Source organism: Myxococcus virescens, assembly GCF_900101905.1.
GTDB lineage: Bacteria > Myxococcota > Myxococcia > Myxococcales > Myxococcaceae > Myxococcus > Myxococcus virescens.
In genome coordinates this window covers 409100-428752 of the sequence record NZ_FNAJ01000005.1, presented here as the reverse complement: position 1 = coordinate 428752, position 19653 = coordinate 409100, and the positions used below count along the sequence as shown (strand labels likewise).

Sequence of the window (19653 nt, the reverse complement as noted above, 5' to 3'; positions counted from 1 at the left end):
CCACTGCACTGGGTGCGGTGTCACTCATTCCCGCTGCGAGCGCACGCATCAGCGCATTCCAGCCTATGGCCGCGGTAAAATTCTATACGCGGCTGACCTGGTCGAAGTGACTGAACGCTCATCTCAGACCAGGGTATGGGACAACCTGGTCGGTGATTGACTGGTTGGGTCGTGAGCAGTTTGCTTCGGGCATGGAACGTTGCGTCGTTTTGGATTTGCCTGGGTTGAGCGCGAGGTATGTCGGCCCCTCGACGCCAAACATGCAGGCATTCGTGGAGCGGGGGCGCATGGTGCCGCTCCAGCCCATCCTGCCGGCGCTGAACTGCACCATGCAGGCGACGTTCCTGACCGGAAGATACCCCAGCGAGCACGGAATCGTCGGCGATGGATGGCTCCACCGGGAGCTGGGAGAGGTCCGCTTCTGGCCCCAATCCGATGGGCTCGTGCAGACGCCGCAGCTCTGGGACGCCGCCCGCAAGCTCGACCCCAGCTTCACCTGCGCCCGCGTGTGCTGGTTCATGAACATGTATTCGAAGGCGGACTACGCCATCACGCCGCAGCCGTCCTTCACCGCGGACGGGCGGGTCGTGCCTGACGTGTTCACGGAGCCGCTCCACCTGCGCAAGCCGCTCGTCGAGGCGCTGGGGAACTTCCCCGCGTATGACTACTGGGGGCCCCGCTACAGCATCCGCTCCTCGGAGTGGATCGCCGACGTCGCCATGTGGCTGGAGCAGCGGCACGGCCCCACGCTTTCACTCGTCTTCCTTCCGCACCTGGACTACACGCCGCACACGTTTGGACCGGGCGCGAAGGAGATCCACAAGAGCCTCCGGGAGATCGACGACGTCGTCGGGAAGCTGATTGGCTTCTACGAGTCGCGCGGCGTGCGCGTCATCATCCTCTCGGAGTTCGGCGCGGTCCCCGTGTCTCGGGCCGTCCACCTGAACCGCCTCTTCCGCCGCCGAGGGTGGCTGGCGATCCGGGACGAGGGCGGCCGTGACGTCGTCTATCCCAGCGGCAGTGAGGCGTTCGCCGTCGCGGACATGCAGGTCGCGCACATCTATGTCCGGAACCCGGCGCTCCTGGACGAGGTCAAGGCGCTGGTCGAGGCGGAGCCCGGGGTGGCCCAGGTGCTCGATGCCGAGGGGAAGCGCGCCCACCATCTGGACCACCCTCGCTCAGGCGAGCTGGTGGCCCTGGCGGAACCGGATGCCTGGTTCACGTACTTCTACTGGCTCGATGACGCGCGTGCGCCGGACTACGCGCGCACCGTCGATATCTACCGCAAGCCGGGCTACGACCCGCTGGAGATGTTCGTGGACCCGAAGCTGGGTCTGCGCATGTTGGAACTGGGGGGCAGTGTCGTGAAGGAGAAGCTGGGCGTGCGCTCCCGACTGGAGGTCGTCTCGATGGACGGCTCCCTCCTCAAAGGGGCGCATGGCCTGCCCACCGGCCCGGAGGATGGGCCGGTGCTGATGACACGACATGGTGAACTGATCGAGGCAGAGACACTCCACGCCACGCAAGTCCACGACCTCATCCTGGCGCACCTGACCAGACAGCAGGCGGCGGCCTGAACGGCTTCCGCGAGCAACCTGAGCGTTGTCGCTGCAAGAGGCGGGACACGGCATGAACAAACTTCCAGGGAGCGCCATTGTCATTGGCGCCAGCATCGGTGGGCTCAGCGCCGCGCGCGTGCTGGCGGACCATTTCGAGCGCGTCACCGTCATTGAACGGGACGTGCTCCAGGATGGCCCGCGCCAGGGCGCGCCCCAGGCCAATCACATCCACGTCCTGCTGCGAAAGGGCGTGGACCTGTTGGAGCAGTACTTCCCCGGCCTCGTCGAGCAGATGAAGGCGGACGGCATCGAGCCCTTCGACTTCACCCAGGACCTCCGGTGGCTGCAGTTTGGTGACTGGATGCCGCGCCACCGCAGCGGCATCGTCCTGTACCCGCAGACGCGCTGCTCCCTGGAGCGCTACCTGAGAGGGCGGCTTCGCGCCTATTCCAACGTGGAGATCCTGGAGTCGACCTCCGTGCGGGCGCTGCTGGCCACGCCGGATGGACGGCGGATTCTCGGTGTCCAGACGCATGACCGCCACGAGGACGGCGGCGCGGTGACGAACCGGCTCGCCAACATCGTGGTCGACGCGAGCGGGCGTGGATCGCAGCTGGGCAAGTGGCTGTCAGAGTTGGGGTTCAGCCCGCCGGAGGAGAGCCGGCTGCCCATCAACCTCTGCTACGTGTCACGCCTCTTCGAGCAGCCGGAGACAGCCAGGGACTGGCGCGGGCTGTGGATCACCCCGCTGCCGCCCGATAAACCGCGCGGTGGGGCCATGCTGGGCGTGGAAGGCAATCGCTGGATTGTGTCCTTGTTCGGCTACGAAGGACACCACCCGCCCCGCGGCGAGGACGGCTTCGTGGAGTTCGCCCGCAGCCTCCGCGAGCCGGACATCTACGAAGCCATCAAGGACGCGAAGCCCGTCTCGGACGTCGGGGTGTACCGGGTGCCGGACGTGAAATGGCGCCACTTCGAGCGCATCCGGGACTTCCCCGCGGGGTTGCTCGTCCTGGGGGATGCGTGGTGCTACTTCGACCCTGTCTTCGGCCAGGGCATGTCGGTGGCGATGCTGGAGGCGAACCTCCTCAACGAGGCGCTGCACCAGCTCGACAGCCTGGAGGCGGTGACCCAGGCCTGGACGGCATCCTACCTGCGCACGGGCGCGCAGTGGCTCCAGGGACTCTGGTTCTTCGTGACGGCGGAGGCCATGCGGCATCCCCACGTCCCCGGCGAGCGGACGCGGCTCATCAAGCTGGCCCAGTGGTACGTGGAGGAACTCTACGCGCTGAACCACCAGCATCCGGAGATCTATCAGGAGTTCCTCAAGCTGATGCACGTCCAGGCGGGGCCGGAGTTCCTCCTGCGCCCGGACATCGCCTTGCGGCTCGCGAAGCGCGCCTGGCAGCAGAAGTCTGTGAAGGGCTTGGGCACCGAGGCACTGTGGCCCGCCAGTCGGGTGGCGCTGGGCGCGCGCTACGCGGGACGGGTGCTGGCCAACCTGGTGGCGCCTCAACGGGTCGGCCCGCGTGATCGCATCTGCCACTTCGACACGGAAGTGATGTGGCAGCCGGACAAGACGTTGGGGTGGTTCGTCCGGGATGCCCTGCGCGCCCGAGGTCTGTTGAGCGAGGCCGCCGAGGTGCGGCGGTTCCTGGACTATTGGCTCCCGGTGCAGGGCCTGGGCATCGCGAAGAAGGCGTTGATTGAGTTCTCCTACAACGCGGACGAGCCCGGCTTGGGCTTCATGCTCTACAGCGACAATGGGACGGTCACGCAGGCCTTCCGGGAGTACACGCGTCAGCTCGGCATCTCCAACGAGGGCGTCGAGCGGTCCGTGGCCATCTGCGAGACATTCCGGTCATCGGACCTGGGCCTGGTGCGGGCGGAGTTCAAGCCCGGGGGGCCTACCCGGTATTCCATTGCCGCCAGCTGGCACTTCGACCCCCTGCGCGGGCACTCCGGCTTCGATGAGGCGATGAGCCGCCTGCCGGAGCGCTTCCGGGCAGGGCCCTTCGCGGAGCGGGTGAAGACCTACGCTTCCGCGCTTCGGACCGAGTACTACCCGCTGTTCCTGGGGCTGAGCTTCCAGGAGGACGGAACGCTCGAATCCAAGATGTACCTGGTGCGCTTCGACGAGAAGCAGCCTCCGTTCCAGCCTGGCTCGGAGCTGTGGCGCTTCCTCCAGGACATGGGCGTGTCCGCCCCGGAGCTGGAGCGGGTTCGACAGTTGAACGCGCTGCTCTGGGAGCACTCCGCGGACAAGATGACCCAGGTCGCCATCGAGGCCTCCGAGTCCCAATCCCAGCCCAAGCGCATCAACCTCATCTACTGCGGGATCCAGACCTCTGCGGTTCTGGAAGCCATCTCCCGTTTCGGGTATCCCAACTCCTCGAAGCAAGCCGTCCGGGACTTCGAGCGGATGATGCAGACCGATCGCGCGAAGTTCGTCGCGGTTCGGGTGGACCCAGAAGGATTGAGTCCGCGCCTCAAGCTGTACAAGCACGCCCTCTTCGATTTTGGCGACCTCTCCGTGGTGGAGGACGGAGGGCTCGGGCCGCGTGGTTCCACTCCGGCTGCGGCAAAAGACGTTCCGGATGTATGTCTTTATTGATTCTTGTTGGTCGAGAATGAAGTTCAAACAGGTGATGAGTCTGAGCGGCTTTCAGGTCGCCAGCGGAGCCGTGCCCTGATGTGGTGTGAACCCATTGCTGTGATTGGACTGGGGCTGCGTTTCCCCATGTCGGACTGCCCGCGTACGCTCTGGCAAATGCTATGTGATGGGATTGATGCAACGGGGGACATCCCGCCCGGGCGCTGGCCTTCGGCCGCGCTCTTCGACGCGGCGCCTGATCGCCCCGGGACGATTCGCAACCGCAAGGCTGGGCTGATTGAAGGCGTGGAGCTGGCCGACCCCGCGGCGTTCCGGCTGTCGAAGCGGGAGCTGCGGCAGATGGACCCGCAGCACCGCCTCCTCTTCGAGTGTGCATGGCATGCGCTGGAGGACGCGGGCCTGCCCTTCGACGCCGTGCGAGGGAGCCGCACGGGCGTCTTCATGGGCGTCAACTTCAGCGACTTCCAGCGGATGCTGGCGCGGGACTGGTCCGCGCTGGATGGCTATTCCGTCCTGGGAACGACGGCGTCCTTCGCGGCCAACCGGCTCTCCTACGCGTTTGATTTCCGGGGGCCCAGCACCGTGTCGAGCGTGGGGTGTGCCTCCTCGACGGTGGCCCTCCATGAGGCGTGCCGCAGCTTGACGCTGGGCGAGGTGGAGATGGCCGTCGCCGGGGGCGTCGAGCTGATGCTGTCGCCGGACAGCAGCATCATGCTGTCCCAGGCCGGCGTGTTCTCCGACCGGGGGCAGTGCCGGACCCTGGATGCCCAGGCGGACGGCTACGTGCGCGGGGAGGGCGCTGGCGTCGTCGTCCTCAAGCGCCTGTCCAAGGTGGAGCCCGGTGACCGCGTGTACGCGGTGATTCGGGGCAGCGCCGTCAATCACAACGGCCGGAACGAGTGGATCATGGCGCCCAGCGCCTCGGCGCAGGCGGACGTCATCCGGCAGGCGTGCGCGCAGGGCGGGGTGGCGCCGGCGAGCATCGACTATATCGAGATGCACGGTTCGTCGTTCCTCAAGGGCGACGCGGCCGAGGCGGAGGCCATCGGGGAGGCGCTCGGGACGCAGCGGCCGTTGCCCTGCAGGCTCGGCGCCATCAGCAACAACGTAGGTTACCTGGGTGCCGCGGCGGGCATCGCCCAGTTCATCAAGGTGTGCCTGTCGCTGCACCACCGCACGCTGGCGCCGACGATTCACGTGGATGCGCCCAACCCGCTGGTTTCGTTCGACGCGCTCGGGCTGAGCATCCAGACGGAGCTGGAGCCCTGGGCCGCGCGGGAGCCGGGCGTGCCTCTGCGAGCGGGCATCGTGTCCACGTCCCTGGGGGGGGCCAACGGCTTCGTGGTGCTGGAGGCGGCTCCGGCCGCGGTGCTGGAGCGGACGCCAGCGCCAGTCCATTTCCTGGCGCTCTCGGCGCTCTCTCAGGACGCGCTCCGTCAGCGGGCGCTCCAGCTTCGGGACTTCCTCGCCGCGACGCCGGACTCGGTGGCGACGCTGGAGGACGTCTGCTTCACGGCGGCGCTCAAGCGTCAGCACCACCGGCACCGTGCCGTGGTGATTGCGGGCGACCGGGCGGGGCTCGTGGCGCTCCTCGATTCGCTTGCGACGCCGAGTGCGACGACGCTCCTGGTTCAGGAGGGCATGCCGCTGGAGCAGGTGGAGGCCGGGCGTGTCTTCGTCGCGGATGGGGTGGTGCCGCCCGAGGTGTTCCCGGTGCGTGCAGGGCGCTGCGTGAGCCTGCCGGTCTACCCCTTCCAGCGTCAGCGCCTGTGGCCCGAGTGGCTTTCACCTGATGAAGTCTGCCGGTCACCCAAGGACGCGCGGCCGGATGCCGCCACCCTGCTTCAGGCCGCCGCGGTGGCCGCCGGGGATGCTTCCCGCGTTCCCGATGTGCATGGCGAGGCCCAGATGCGGGCGTTCCTGCGTGGGCACCTCGCGGACGTGCTGGAGGTCGAGCCCGCGACGCTCGATGTGCAGGGGCGGACCTTTTTCGAACTGGGCCTGAACTCCATTGGGGCCACGTTGTTGAAGGAGCGCATCTCGCGGGCGCTCGAGCTCCCGCTGTCGACGACGCTCTTCTTCGAGCTGCCCCGGCTGGAGTCGCTGGCGAAGCGGCTGCTGTCCCTGCTGGAGGCGCGGCGTGGCCGCCTGCCGTCGAACCCGGGCGACGTGAGCACGCCCGAGCAGGAGGAGCAGGGCCTGATGGAGCGCATTGCCGGGCTGTCCGAGGACGAAGCGCGCGAGCAGATCGCCCGGACGCTGGCGGAACTCAGCCTCGAGGTCGCGTGATGAACCGCAAGGACGGATTCATGGCGGAGTTGTCGCCACTCCAGCAGGCGTTGCTGACCATCGAGAAGCTGCAGAAGAAGCTGGCCACGGCCTCGAATGGTGAGCGGGAGCCGATTGCCATCATCGGCATGGCCTGCCGCTTTCCAGGGGGCGCCACCAGCCCCGCGAAGTTCCGTGACCTGCTGTGGGGGGCACAAGAGGCGCTGACGGCGATTCCCAGCGACCGACAGGCGCTCCAGGGGCTCTATGACCCGGACCCCTCCAGGCCCGGGAAGTTGTCCATGCGCCGCGCCGGCTTCGTCGACGAGGTGGACCGGTTCGACGCGGAGTTCTTCCACATCTCCCGGCGTGAAGCCGAGGGCATGGACCCGCAGCAGCGCTTCTTCCTGGAGGTGAGCTGGGAGGCCCTGGAGGACGCTGGCATTCCCCCGCACCAGCTCAAGGGGACGCGGACCGGTGTCTTCGCGGGCGTCCACGCGAAGGACTACGCGTTCGTCACGGGGGGCGGGCTGGAGAAGGTGAGCGCCCACTACTCCACGGGTGTGGACGCCAGCTATGTCCCGGGCCGGCTGTCGTACCTCCTCGGGCTCGAAGGGCCGAGCATGGCGGTGGACACCGCGTGCTCGTCCTCTTTGTCCGCCGTGCACCTGGCGTGTCAGAGCCTGCGGACGGAGGAGTCGACGCTCGCCATCGCCGGAGGCGTGAAGCTCATCCTGGCGCCGCAGCTCAGCGTGTTCCTGTCCAAGGCGGGAGCTCTCTCCCCCAGCGGCCATTGCCGCACGTTCGACCGGGACGCGGACGGCATGGTGCAGGGGGAAGGCTGTGGCGTGGTCGTCCTGAAGCGGCTGCGGGACGCCGTCCGGGATGGCGACCGCATCCTCGCGACCTTGCGCGGCACGGGCATGAACCACGACGGCGCGAGCGGTGGTCTCACGGTGCCGAACGTCGGGGCGCAGGAAGCGCTGTACCGGCGCGTGTTGCAGCGCGCGGGCATCGAGCCCGGCCAGGTGGACTACCTGGAAGCGCACGGGACGGGAACGCGGCTGGGAGATCCTATTGAGCTGGACGGCGTGTCGCGCGTCTACGGCGCATCGCGGACGTCGGAGCGCCCGCTGTGGATTGGCTCCGTCAAGCCGAACATCGGTCACACGGAAGCCGCGGCCGGCATCGCGGGACTCATCAAGGCCGTCCTGGTGCTCCAGGCGGGCGAGGTGCCTCCCTCCATCAACTTCGAGCACCCGACCCCGGAGTTCACGTGGGAGGGCTCAGGGCTCGCGGTGCCTCGAGCGCGCACGGCCCTGGCGGAGAAGGACGGCCCTCATCGCGTCGCCGTGAGCTCGTTTGGGATGAGCGGTGTGAACGCGCACGCGCTCGTCGAGGCGTACGCGGAGGCCGCCCATGCCGCCGCGGACGCCGGGCCGTATGTGTTGCCCCTCTCCGCGCGCTCGGAGCCCGCGTTGCGCACCCTGGCGGCATCATGGCTCCGGTACGTGTCGGAGGCCGGTCCTGGAACGCGGCTCCAGGATGCGTGCTTCATGGCGGGCGCTGGACGCTCACACCATGCGCACCGTGCGGCGCTCGTGGCGCCGACGCCCGAGGCGCTTCGAGCGGCCCTTCACGCTGTCACGGAGGGACGCGATGCGCCGGGTGTCACTCGAGGTTCAGGCGAGGGTGAGCCCGTCTTCCTCTTCGGTGGCACCGAGCCCGAGGCCAACCGATTGTTGCGTGAGCTGCTGGGCCGGGACGTCTTCCGAGCCCACGCGGAGAAGGTGGATGCGGTTCTCCGGCAGGTGGCGGGTGGGTCCGTCATCGAACAGGTGGCGGGAGCGCAGGCGGGCGAAGGACACCCGGTGGGCGCGCTCCTCGTGCTCCAGCTCGCGTTGGCGGAGCTCTGGCGCGCGTGCGGTCTGACCCCCGCCGCTGTTTCCGGCTTCGGCGTGGGAGCGCTCTCCGCGGGAGTGGTCGCGGGAGCACTCAGCGTGGAAGACGCCGTGCGGCTCGCCTTGCAGTTGGCCCCAGCGCAGCCCGTGCGTCCTCAACCTGTGAAGTGCCCGTTCTTCTCCACCGTCGATGACGCCTGGATCGAAGCGGGCGCCACGGTGCCGGGCGCGTACTGGGAGCGGCAGCGCGCTGCGGCGAGCGACCTGACGTCGTCCGTGGCGCACCTGGGGGCGCGGAACGCCTCGGCTTTCATCCAGGTCTCTTGTGAGGCTTCCGTTGGGGAGGCGTTGGAGGCCGCTGCACGAAGCCGGGGAAGCAAGGCCGTCATCCTGCGTGCCAGCAGGCCCGGTGAGGATGCCTGGGCGGGTGTCCTGGGCGTCATCGCGGGTGGGTACTCCTCGGGAGGCTCCATTCGTTTCGAGGGGCTCTGCACGGGGGCGCGCAAGACGGTGGTTCCGACGTACCCGTGGCAGCGTGAGCGCTACTGGTGGGACGGAGCGGTCGCTCCAGCGCCGAGCAGCGTGCAGACCGTCCGGGACGCATCCCCCCGGGACCTCTTCTGCGAACTCACGTGGCATGCGCGCACGGTGGGGCAGGGGGGCGTGGACGCGGAGGGGCGCTGGCTCATCGTGAGCACGCAGCCGGCTACCTCGGAGTCGCTTCGGCAAGCCCTGTCCACCGCCGGAGGCACGGCGCGCGTGGCCATCGTGGGCTCCGAGCTGGCGTCGGTGCTGCGGGAGTGGCTGTCCGAGAGCCCGGCGCCCCGAGGCGTCATCTACCTGTCGGGTTCGGAGCACTCCGAATCACTGGAAGGGCTGCACACATCGGTTCAGCGAGAGGTCCACGCGGCGGCGTCGCTCGTGCAGACCCTGGCGCGGCAGTCGGTGCCTACGCTGCCTCGGTTGTTCCTCGTCACCCAGGGCTCGCAAGCCGCTGGCGGAGGAACTGGACCCACGGCGATTGCTGGCGCGCCGCTGTGGGGCCTGGGACGGGTTGTCGCCTACGAGCACCCGGAGCTTGCCTGCAAGCGCATCGACATCGAACCCGCGGCCTTCGGTACGCTGGTGACGGAGCTGGCGCGCAAGGTCCCTGCTGCCGCTGATGACGACGAGGTCGTGCTGCGCGGCGAGCAGCGGCGGGTGCCCTCGCTCACGCAGACCCAGACGATTCCGGAAGGCGTGGGAGCGTTTCGTCCCCGGCAAGACCGCACGTATCTGATTACGGGTGGGCTCGGCGGAATCGGACTGCGGCTCGCCTCCTGGCTGGTGGAGCGCGGCGCGCGGCACCTTGCCCTCTGTGGAAGAAAAGGTGAGACCGACGAGGCCCGGCAGGCCCTGGCGCCGCTGCGTGCGGCGGGCGCGCGGGTGGAGACCTTCCGCGTCGATGTGAGCCGCCCGGAGTCGGTGGCGGAGATGCTGGCTGCCGTCCGCCGAGGCGGAGCGCCGCTGGGGGGCATCTTCCACAGCGCGGGTGTGCTGGCGGACAGCTCGTTGTTGCAGTGGGAGCCCCAGGACTTCGAGACGGTCATGGGCCCCAAGGTCGACGGTGCCTGGAACCTCCATGCGCTGGCCACCGACACCACCCTCGAGCACTTCGTCCTGTTTTCCTCGACGGCGTCGCTGATGGGCTCGCCGGGACAGGCCAGCTACGCCGCATCCAACGCGTTCCTCGATGCGCTGGCGCACTTCCGTCGCGAACGGGGCCTGCCGGCCATCAGTCTCAACTGGGGGAGCTGGGGCGAGGTCGGCATGGCCGTCGCGGATGCCCGGCGTGGCGACCGGCTGGCGGAGCGGGGCATGTCGCCCATGTCCGTGGATGAAGCCCTGGCGGCCATGGCGCTGGTGCTCGCGGAGAACCGCGTCACCCGGGGCATCGCGCGCTTCGATGTGGCGCGATGGACTGCCAGCCATCCCTCCATCGTGGCTTCGTCGCTGTTCCGGCCCGCGTCCGTCACCGATGACGTACCTGACGTCGTGGAGGCGCCGCGCAAGCTGCGCGAGGTGTTGCTCGCGCTGGAAGGATCCGCGCGCCGCGGCGTCCTGGAGGCGCGTCTCAAGGAGATGATCAGCGAGGTCGGCAAGATTCCGACGGCGAAGCTCTCGTCGACGGACTCGTTCGACGCGCTGGGGTTCGACTCCATCATGGCGCTCGAGTTGCGGGACATGGTGCTGGGTGAACTCGACGTGAGCCTGCCCCTCAAGAGTTTCGTCGATGAAAGTTCCATTGAGCAGGTGACGGCTGAGCTTCTCGAAAAGCTCGCTGTGGCCAGTGTGCTCGGCGCTGCCTCCTCGGAGCGCAATGATTCGAAGCGGGTCCTGCTATGACATTGAATGAGCTTCTTCAGGCCCTCGCTGGGCACGGCATCAAGCTGTCGGTGGAGGGGGACCGCCTGGCGGTCGATTCGCCCACGGGCGAGATTCCGGGAGCGCTGCGCGAGCAGCTCGTGGCGAACAAGGCCGCGCTGCTGACCCTGCTGTCGGAGCAGCGCATGCCTCAGGCGGAGACGCTGCCGCAAATCACGCCCCGGCCCGAGGAGCGGCACGCGCCGTTCCCGATGACGGAGATCCAGCAGGCCTACAGCGTGGGCCGGCAGGCCGAGCTCGAGATGAACGCGGCGATGCACGCGTACAACGAGATTGACTGCCACGCGCTCGACCTGGCCCGCTTCGAGGACGCCTGGAACCTGCTCATCGCCCGCCACGAGATGCTTCGGGTGGTGGCGCTCCCGGGCTTCCAGCAGCGCATCCTCCCCGACGTGCCGCGCTACGTCCTGCCCGTGGAGGACCTGCGCGGTCGCGAACAGGAAGAGACGGAGGCTCGCTTCCAGGCCATCCGCGAGCGGCTGTCGCAGCAGGTGCTGGCGCTCGACCAGTGGCCGTTGTTCGAGCTCCGCGTGTGCCAGCTCGACGGGGGGCGCTCGCGCCTCTTCATGAGCATCGATGGGACCTTCATCGATGGTTACAGCTTCCAGATTCTCTACCGGGAACTCGTCCACCTCTACAAACACCTGGGCGGGGCGCCCGCGCTTCCCCAACTGGACCTGTCCTTCCGGGACTACGCGCTGGCGGTGCAGCACGCGCGCGGTGCTCGTTATGCGCGTTCGCTCGAGTACTGGCGCTCCCGCCTCCCGAACCTCCCGCCCGCGCCGGACCTCCCGCTCGACAAGGACCCGGGTTCGCTCCGGCGCCCTCGTTTCGGGCGCGTGTTCGAACGGTTGGGGCCAGATATCTGGCAGCCGCTCAAGCAGCGAGCCCGCGCGCGCAAGCTGACCGAGCCGGAGCTGCTGCTGGCGGCGTACGCGGAGGTCATGGCGCGCTGGAGCCGCAGCCCTCGCTTCACGCTCAACGTCCCGCACTTCAACCGGCTGCCCCTTCATCCCCAGGTCAACGAGATTGTCGGCACCTTCGCCAGCTTCACGCTGATCGAGGTGGACCACCGGCCGGAGCGGACGTTCACGGAGCGGGCTCTGGCCATCCGGGACCAGCTCTTCCTGGCGCTGGAGCACCGTGAGGTCAGCGGCGTCGAGCTGCTGCGGGAACTGTTCAGGGCCCAGGGCCGTATCGCGGGCGCCATCATGCCGGTGGTGATGACGAGCTTCGCGTCTCACTCCAAGAGCAAGGACTCGCACTGGGTCGACTTCCTGGCGGAGGAGTTCGGCGAGCTCATCGAAGCGCTGACGCAGACGCCCCAGGTGTGGATCGACCTGCAGATTGTCTACCAGCGGGGCGGCGTCTTCCTGAACTGGGACGTGGCGGAGGAGCTGTTCCCGCCCGGCATGATTGAAGACATGTTCTCCAGCTTCTGCGCGCTGCTGCGGCGCCTGGCGGAGGACGACGCGGCGTGGGACCAGCAGGGGCTGGACACCCGTCCGGTCCGGCAGGTGGAGCTGCTGGCCCGCGTCAACGACACGGCGCGCCCGCGGAGTGGGGAGCTGCTCCACACGGGCTTCTACCGCCACGCCGCGGCGCGCCCGGATGCCCTGGCGCTGGCCTCGTCGAGCGTCAGCCTGAGCTATGGCGAGCTCGCCCGGCGCTCCAGCCGGCTCGGACACGCGCTGCGCGAGCGTGGCGCCGCGCCCAACCGCATCGTCGCGATTGTCATGGAGAAGGGGTGGGAGCAGGTCGTGGCCGCGCTGGGGGTTCTCAGCTCGGGAGCGGCGTACCTGCCCATTGACGCGGGGCTGCCGCACGAGCGACGCGTCTACATGATGCGGAATGGCGGGGCCGAGCTGGCGGTGACGCAGCCGAAGTTCGCCCAGGAGTCCTGGCCCGAAGGGGTGCAGGTGCTGGTCGTCACGCCGGACGCCTTCAGTGAGTACAGCGAGGCGCCACTGGCGCCCGTGCAGAAGCCCGAGGACCTGGCGCACATCCTCTACACCTCCGGCTCCACGGGCCAGCCCAACGGGGCCATGCTCACCCACGCCGGGATGGTCAACGGCGTGGAGTGGACGAACCGGAAGTTTGGCGTCGGGCCGGATGACCGCGTCATCGCGCTCAGCGCGCTCCACCACGACTTCTCCGTCTACGACGTCTTCGGCACCCTGAGCGCGGGCGCGGCCCTGGTCATGCCGGACGCCTCCTCGCGTCGGGACCCTTCCCACTGGGCCGAGCTGATGTCCCGTCATGGCGTCTCCATCTGGAGCACCGTGCCGGCGATGATGGAGATGCTGCTGACGTATCTCGAAGGCAGCAACGCCCGGCTGACCTGCCCGCTGCGTCTGGTGATGCTCGGAGGAGATTGGCTCCCCGTCACCATGCCCGCACGGCTGCGGGCGAAGTTCGGCGACGTGAAGCTGATGAGCGTCGGCGGCCCGACGGAGACGTCCCTGTGGAACATCTCCCATCCGGTCGTCGAAGCCGATGAGCGGCGCCGCAGCATCCCGTACGGCAAGCCCATCTCGAACACGAAGTACTACGTGCTGGACGAGCACCTGGACGAGCGCCCCATCTGGGTGCCCGGCGAGCTGTGCTGCGCGGGCGTGGGGGTGGCGCTGGGCTACGTGGGCGCGGGCGCGGGCTCGAAGAAGTTCACCGTGCACCCACGGACGGGCGAGCGCCTCTACCGCACCGGCGACCTCGGGCGGTACCTGCCGGATGGCACCATCGAGTTCCTCGGCCGCGTCGACTTCCAGCTCTCCATCCGTGGACAGCGCATCGAGCCGGGTGAAATCGAGGCCGCGTTGCTCCAGGAGCCGAGCATCAGCGCGGCGGTGGTCGGGGCGGTCGGCGAGCACCACGAGAAGCGCCTGGTCGCCTACGTCGTCGCCTCGGACACGAAGCGGGGTGTGGATACCCGGCACGTCCGCGAGTTCCTGTCGCGCAAGCTGCCCGAGCACCTGGTCCCAGCGACCTATGTCGTGCTGGAGGCGCTGCCGCTGACCCGCAACGCCAAGGTGGACCGCAAGGCGCTGCCGCATCCGGACCACGTCGCCCGGCCCACGCAGCGCGAGGAGAGCAAGCCCGCCGTCGCCGCCCGTCCAGGCCGTGAGGCCCAGGCGCTTCAACAGTCCATCGCGAAGGCCGTGGCGGAGGTGCTGGGGGTTCCAGAGGTCCACCCGGACCGGAACTTCTTCGAGCTGGGCGCCAACTCGGTGCACCTCATCAAGCTCCACCTCGAGCTCAAGGAGAAGCTGGGGCTGTCGGTTCCTGTCACGGACCTGTTCGGCAGGCCCACCGTCAAGGTGCTCGCGGCCAGGCTCGCGGCGGCGGGAGGAGAGGCGAAGCCCGAGGTGGCGCTCGCGCCGCGCGAGGAGACGCCGCGGACGCAGGATGCGCGGGACATCGCCATCATCGGCATGAGCTGCCGCTTCCCCGGGGCGTCGACGCCCGAGCAGTTCTGGCAGAACCTGATGCAGGGCGTGGAGTCGGTGGGCACCTTCACCGATGACGAGCTGCTGGCCGCGGGTGTCAGTCCGGAGGCGTTCCGGAATCCCGGGTACGTCCGCTCGTCGGCGGTGATGGAGGACTTCGACGCCTTCGACGCGGAGTTCTTCTCGCTGACGCCCCGCGAGGCGCGTGCGTTGGACCCGCAGCAGCGGGTGTTCCTGGAGTGCGCCTGGGAGGCGCTGGAGCACGCGGGCTATCCGCCGTCGGGACGCAACGGGCTCGTCGGTGTGTATGCCGGGAAGAGCGTCAGCCACTATCGCTATCCCTACCCGGACCTGACGCGCCCCATCGGCTTCTTCCAGGACCTGATGGCCCAGGACAAGGACTTCCTGGCCACGCAGGTGTCCTACAAGCTCGACCTGCGCGGGCCCAGCATCAACGTCCAGACGGCGTGCTCCACGTCCCTGGTCGCGGTGTCCGAGGCATGCGCGGCGCTGAACGAGGGCAGCTGCGACCTGGCGCTCGCGGGCGGCGTGGCCATCAAGGTCCCCCACCGGGTGGGCTACTTGTACGAGGAAGGCAGCGTCTTCTCGCGCGACGGCCACTGCCGTCCCTTCGACGCCGGGGCCAACGGAACCATCCCGGGAAGCGGCGCTGGCATCGTGGTCCTCAAGCGCCTGAGCCAGGCACTGGCGGATGGGGACCGGGTGCTCGCCGTCATCAAGGGCTCCGCCATCAACAACGACGGGCACCGCAAGGTGGGCTTCATGGCGCCCGGTGTCGAGGGCCAGACGGACGTGGTGCGCCGCGCGCATCAGCACGCGAAGGTGGACCCGCGGTCCATCTCCTATGTCGAAGCCCATGGCACCGGAACGGCCATTGGCGACCCCATCGAAGTCTCCGCGCTGACGGAGGCGTTTGGGGGACAGGTCCAGACGCAGTCGTGCGGCCTGGGCTCGGTGAAGGGCAACATCGGCCACCTCGACAGCGCGGCGGGCATCGCTGGGCTCATCAAGGTCGTGCTCGCGCTTCAGCACCGCACCTTGCCGCCCACGCTCCACTATCAGTCGCCGAACCCGCGGCTGGAGCTCCACAAGACGCCCTTCTACGTGGTGGACAAGGCCCGGCCGTGGACCGCGACGCAGGGTGTCCTGCGGGCGGGGCTCAGTTCGTTCGGCATCGGCGGCACCAACGTCCATGTGGTCGTCGAAGAGGCGCCGCCGCAGGCGACGCCAGCGCCGGACGTGCATCAGGTGGACCGCTCGCGGCACCTCCTGGCGCTCTCGGCGCGGAGCCCGGAGGCGCTGCGGCAGCTCGCGGGCCGCTACCGGGTGGCGCTCGAAGCACCGGGCGCATCGCTCGCGGACGTGTGCTTCTCCGCGAACACCGGGCGTGTCGCCTTCGACCACCGGCTCGCGGTGGTGGGGGCGGACGCCGCGCAGGTGGCCGCCGTCCTGGGCGCGGCGGAGCGGAAGGACGAGCACCCGGGAGTCATCCAGGGAGAAGCCGACACGAAGCAGGCGGTGAAGGTCGCGTTCCTATTCTCCGGTCAGGGCTCGCAGTACGTCGGAGCCGCGCGCGAGCTGTACCAGACGCATCCGGGCTTCCGCCGGCGCATCGACTCGTTCGACCAGATGCTCCGTGAGTATTGGGACCGTTCGCTGATCTCCGTCCTCTACGCGGAGCCGGGGACGCCATCGCCCATCGACCAGCTCGACTACGCCCAGCCGGTGGTCTTCGTGTTGGAGTACGCGCTGGCCGAGCTGTGGATGTCGTGGGGCATCCAGCCGGACGTATTGCTGGGACACAGCACGGGCGAGCTGGCGGCGGCCTGCATCGCGGGCGTGTTCAGCGTGGAGGATGGCCTGAAGCTGGCCGTTCACCGCGGACGGTTGATTCAGCAGCTTCCGGAGGGCAGCAACATCGCGGTCTCCGCCGCGGAGCCGGAGCTGCGCCAGTTCCTCGCCCAGGGCGGTTGGGCCAGCTCCATCGCGGCCGTCAACGGGCCGGACAACGTCGTCATCTCCGGCATCCCCGCGGAGATTGTGGAGATAGGCCGGGCGCTGGACGCGAAGGGCTACAAGGTCAAGCGGCTGAACATCCCGCGCGCGGCCCACTCGGTGATGATGGAGGCCATCCTCCCGGAGTTCCGGGCCGTCGCCGCGTCGCTGCGTTATTCGCCGCCGTCGATTCCGATGGTCTCCGGCATGACCGGCGAGCTCATCACGGACGGGCTCTGCACGCCGGACTACTGGTGCAGTCAGCTTCGCAACCCGGTGCAGTTCGGCCGGGGCGTGGAGGCGCTGTACCGCGACGGCATGCGCGTCTTCGTCGAGGTCGGCCCGAAGGCGACCCTGCTCGGCATGGCGGCGCGCTCGGTGCCCGAGGGCGCGGGCACCTGGCTGCCGAGCCTGCGCGCCGATGACGGCGGCTGGCGGCAGATGCTGGAGAGCCTGGCGGCGCTGTACGTGCGCGGCGTTCCGGTGGACTGGGCGGCCGTGGATGCCGGCTACCCACGGCGCAAGGTGGAAGTCCCGACGTATGCCTTCCAGCGTCAGCGCTACTGGGAGGAGGGGGCGGGCCTCCAGCGTCCCAACGGGCGAAGCGTTTCCCGCGCCGAGCACCCACTGATTGGCGAGCGCGTGCCCCTGGCCGTCCTGGAGGCCGGCGAGCTGCTGTTCGAGGCCACGCTGGGGCCTGCCTCGCAGGCGTTCCTGGGCCAGCACCGCGTCTTCGGAACGCCCACACTGCCTGCGACGGGCTACGTCGAGATGGCATTGGCCGCCGGAACCCGGCTGTTGGGCACGACCGCGCTGGAGTTGACGGACCTGTCCATCCTCAACGCGATGACCTTCCCGAAGGATGCCGAGCGGAAGGTGCAGTGCGCCGTGCGCCGCGACGGAGAGGGCAGGGCCGCTGTGCGCATCTTCAGCCGGACGGGTGAGGGCTCGGAGCGCGCGTGGAGCCTTCATGCGACGGGCACGCTCGCCGTCCTCGGTGATGATGCATCGGCCACCGAGGCGCACGACCTCGACAGCGTGTTGAAGGACCTGCAGACCCCGCTTCCCGTCGAGGACTACTACCAGCGGGCACGGAACGCGGGCGTCGACTTCGGGCCGGAGTTCCAGGGCATCACCGAGCTGCGCCGGGAAGGCGAGCAGGTCCTGGCGCGCATCGAGCGCCCGGCGGGCCTCGGGAGCGGTGGTGGCTACCTCGCGCATCCCGCCCTGATGGATGCGTGCCTTCAGGTGGTGGGCGGCGCCTATCCGGACATGGATGGCACCGAGCTGTACGTGCCGGTGCACATCGAGCGCCTTCACGTGCTGGGCAGCATCGAAGACGGCGTGTGGAGCCATGCCGTGGTGCGGCCGGTGGACGAGGCTGGGAAGCGGTTGCGCGCGGATGTCCGCATCTTCGGAAGAGATGGCGCGCTGCGCGCCTGGGTGCGCGGCCTGGAGCTTCAGCGCACGAGCCAGGAGGCGCTGCGTGCCGCGCTCTCCACCTCGCTGGATGAGTGGCTCTACGAGCGGCGGTGGGAGCCGCTCGCATTGGAGGGGACTCGTCCGGAGACGCTGGTGCCCGCGAGCGGCGCGTGCCTGATTCTCTCGGAGCGCGACGGCACGGGGCAGCAGCTCGCACAGGTGCTGACGCGCGATGGCCGCGCTTGCTTCGTCGCCATCCGTGGCACGGAGCCGCGCCGTATCGATGAGACCACCTTCGAGGTCCCCGACGCGCCCGACGCGCTCATGGAGGCCTTGCGAGAGCTGCCACTTCCGGCGGCGCTGTCCGACGTCATCCTGATGTGGGGCTCCCACACCGAGGACGCGGAGACGCTGGATGCGGATGCGCTGGGGCAGGCGGCTCGGGTGACGGGTGGTGGCGCGCTGGGCGTGCTCCAGTTCCTGCTGGACCGTGGGTACTCCGGCACCGTGTGGCTGGTGTCGCGCGGCGCGCAGCCCGTGAAGCCGGGCGTTCCGTTGCCCGGGCTCGCCCAGTCGTTGCTGTGGGGCATGGCGCGGCCTCTGGCCATCGAGGCGTCGGAGCTGGACTGCCGGTGTGTCGACCTCGATGCCCAGGGCGAACCGAGCGCCCAGGTGGAGCTGCTCGCGCAGGAGATTCGCCGCCGCGCGGAGGTGGCGGAGGACCAGGTGGCCTATCGCGATGGCCGCTACGTCGCGCGACTCCGGAGGGCCGAGTCACGGAAGCTCGTCGAAGCGTCCGCGGAGCGCGTCGAAGCCTTCAGGGCGGACCGCACCTACCTCGTGGCGGGCGGGCTCGGACGTCTGGGCTTGCTGACGGCGGAGTTGCTGGCGAGCCGGGGGGCACGCAACCTGGTGCTGACAGGCCGGGGGGCTCCGGGGCCGCAGGCGGTGGAACGCCTGGAGCACCTGCGCCAGCAGGGTGTCCGTGTCGAGTACCGGCAGGTCGACATCGCGGATGCGGAGCCGCTGGCCGCGCTGCTGAACGAGGTGGCGCGGGACATGGCCCCTCTGGGCGGCGTGTTCCACTCGGCCGGCGTGCTGGATGACGGCGTGCTGCGGCAGCAGCGCTGGGAGCGCTTCGAGACCGTGCTGCGGCCGAAGTTGCGTGGCGCCTGGAACCTGCATCGTCTGACCGCGGGCCTGCCGCTGGACTACTTCGTGATGTTCTCCTCCGTCGCCTCGCTCGTCGGCTCGGCGGGACAGTCGAATCACTGCGCGGCGAACGCCTTCGAGGATGCGCTGGCGCACCACCGCCGTGCCCTGGGGCTGCCTGCCCTGAGCATCAACTGGGGCATCTGGGCCGGTGACGCGGGCGCCCAGGTGTCGGTGAGCGAGGAGGCTCGGACGCCGGGCTTCGGCGTCATTCCGAAGGCGCAGGGTCTGCGCGCGCTGGAGCTGCTCCTCACGTCGCGCGTTCCGCAGGTCGGCGTGGCCGCCATCGACTGGGCTGTCTTCGGAAGTGGCCGGTCCACGCCCTACGTCGCGGAGTTGCGCGAGCGGGCAGGGGGCGAGCGCACGGAGGAGCGCGCGTCGTTCCTGGACACGCTCACGGCGGCGCCCACCGAGATGCGCCGGCAGTTGCTGATGGACTACGTGCGCGAGCAAGTGGCGTGGATGCGAGGCGCGGGCTCCAGCGAGTCCATCGACCCGGCGCGTGGGTTCCACGAGCTGGGCATCGACTCGCTGGCGGCGCTCCAGCTCAAGAACCGGCTTCAGAGCGGGCTCGGCGTGTCGCTGCCGGCGACGCTCGTCTTCAACTACCCGACGGCAGAGAAGCTCGCGACGCAGCTCATGGACGCGTTCATCCCCCTGGAGTTCACGGAGGAAGCGCGCGTCACGTCGAAGTCAGACGCCCCGGTCGAGAGCCCGTTGGAAGGGCTGGCTGAAGCGAACCTCGCGCACCTGCTCTCCGAGCAGCTGTCGAAGATGAACTAGGGACGGAT

Annotated in this window: 5 protein-coding genes; all 5 read left to right on the top strand. The window is 69.1% G+C overall.

All coding sequences use genetic code 11. The features are described 5' to 3' along the window. The first annotated feature begins 191 nt into the window (after nucleotides 1–191). The 5 genes from BLU09_RS17750 to BLU09_RS17730 all read left to right on the top strand — a co-directional run bounded on the left by BLU09_RS17750 (nucleotide 192) and on the right by BLU09_RS17730 (nucleotide 19645). On the top strand, nucleotides 192–1577 hold the full coding sequence (locus tag BLU09_RS17750; RefSeq protein WP_090490727.1) for an alkaline phosphatase family protein: 1386 nt from the start codon (nucleotides 192–194) through the stop codon (nucleotides 1575–1577). 52 nt (nucleotides 1578–1629) lie between these two features. Continuing rightward, a complete protein-coding gene (locus BLU09_RS17745; protein WP_090490726.1) occupies nucleotides 1630–4173 on the top strand; it encodes an NAD(P)/FAD-dependent oxidoreductase in 2544 nt (847 codons plus the stop codon). 126 nt (nucleotides 4174–4299) lie between these two features. Further along, the gene (locus tag BLU09_RS17740; protein ID WP_244171814.1) at nucleotides 4300–6462 is read left to right on the top strand and encodes a beta-ketoacyl synthase N-terminal-like domain-containing protein; all 2163 of its coding nucleotides are present in this window, start codon (nucleotides 4300–4302) and stop codon (nucleotides 6460–6462) included. Further along, the gene (locus tag BLU09_RS17735) at nucleotides 6462–10727 is read left to right on the top strand and encodes a type I polyketide synthase (RefSeq protein ID WP_186817641.1); all 4266 of its coding nucleotides are present in this window, start codon (nucleotides 6462–6464) and stop codon (nucleotides 10725–10727) included. The genes BLU09_RS17740 and BLU09_RS17735 overlap by 1 nt, the downstream gene beginning before the upstream one ends. After that, on the top strand, nucleotides 10724–19645 hold the full coding sequence (locus BLU09_RS17730) for a hybrid non-ribosomal peptide synthetase/type I polyketide synthase (RefSeq protein ID WP_090490723.1): 8922 nt from the start codon (nucleotides 10724–10726) through the stop codon (nucleotides 19643–19645). Before BLU09_RS17735 ends, BLU09_RS17730 begins: the two co-directional genes overlap by 4 nt. Nucleotides 19646–19653: the final 8 nt, after the last annotated feature.

What these genes read in the sequence shown, in the direction of transcription:
- BLU09_RS17730 (WP_090490723.1), top strand. Translation starts at nt 10,724, where the DNA reads ATGACATTGAATGAGCTTCTTCAGGCCCTCGCTGGGCACGGCATCAAG.
- BLU09_RS17735 (WP_186817641.1), top strand. Translation starts at nt 6,462, where the DNA reads ATGAACCGCAAGGACGGATTCATGGCGGAGTTGTCGCCACTCCAGCAG.
- BLU09_RS17740 (WP_244171814.1), top strand. Translation starts at nt 4,300, where the DNA reads ATGTCGGACTGCCCGCGTACGCTCTGGCAAATGCTATGTGATGGGATT.
- BLU09_RS17750 (WP_090490727.1), top strand. Translation starts at nt 192, where the DNA reads ATGGAACGTTGCGTCGTTTTGGATTTGCCTGGGTTGAGCGCGAGGTAT.
- BLU09_RS17745 (WP_090490726.1), top strand. Translation starts at nt 1,630, where the DNA reads ATGAACAAACTTCCAGGGAGCGCCATTGTCATTGGCGCCAGCATCGGT.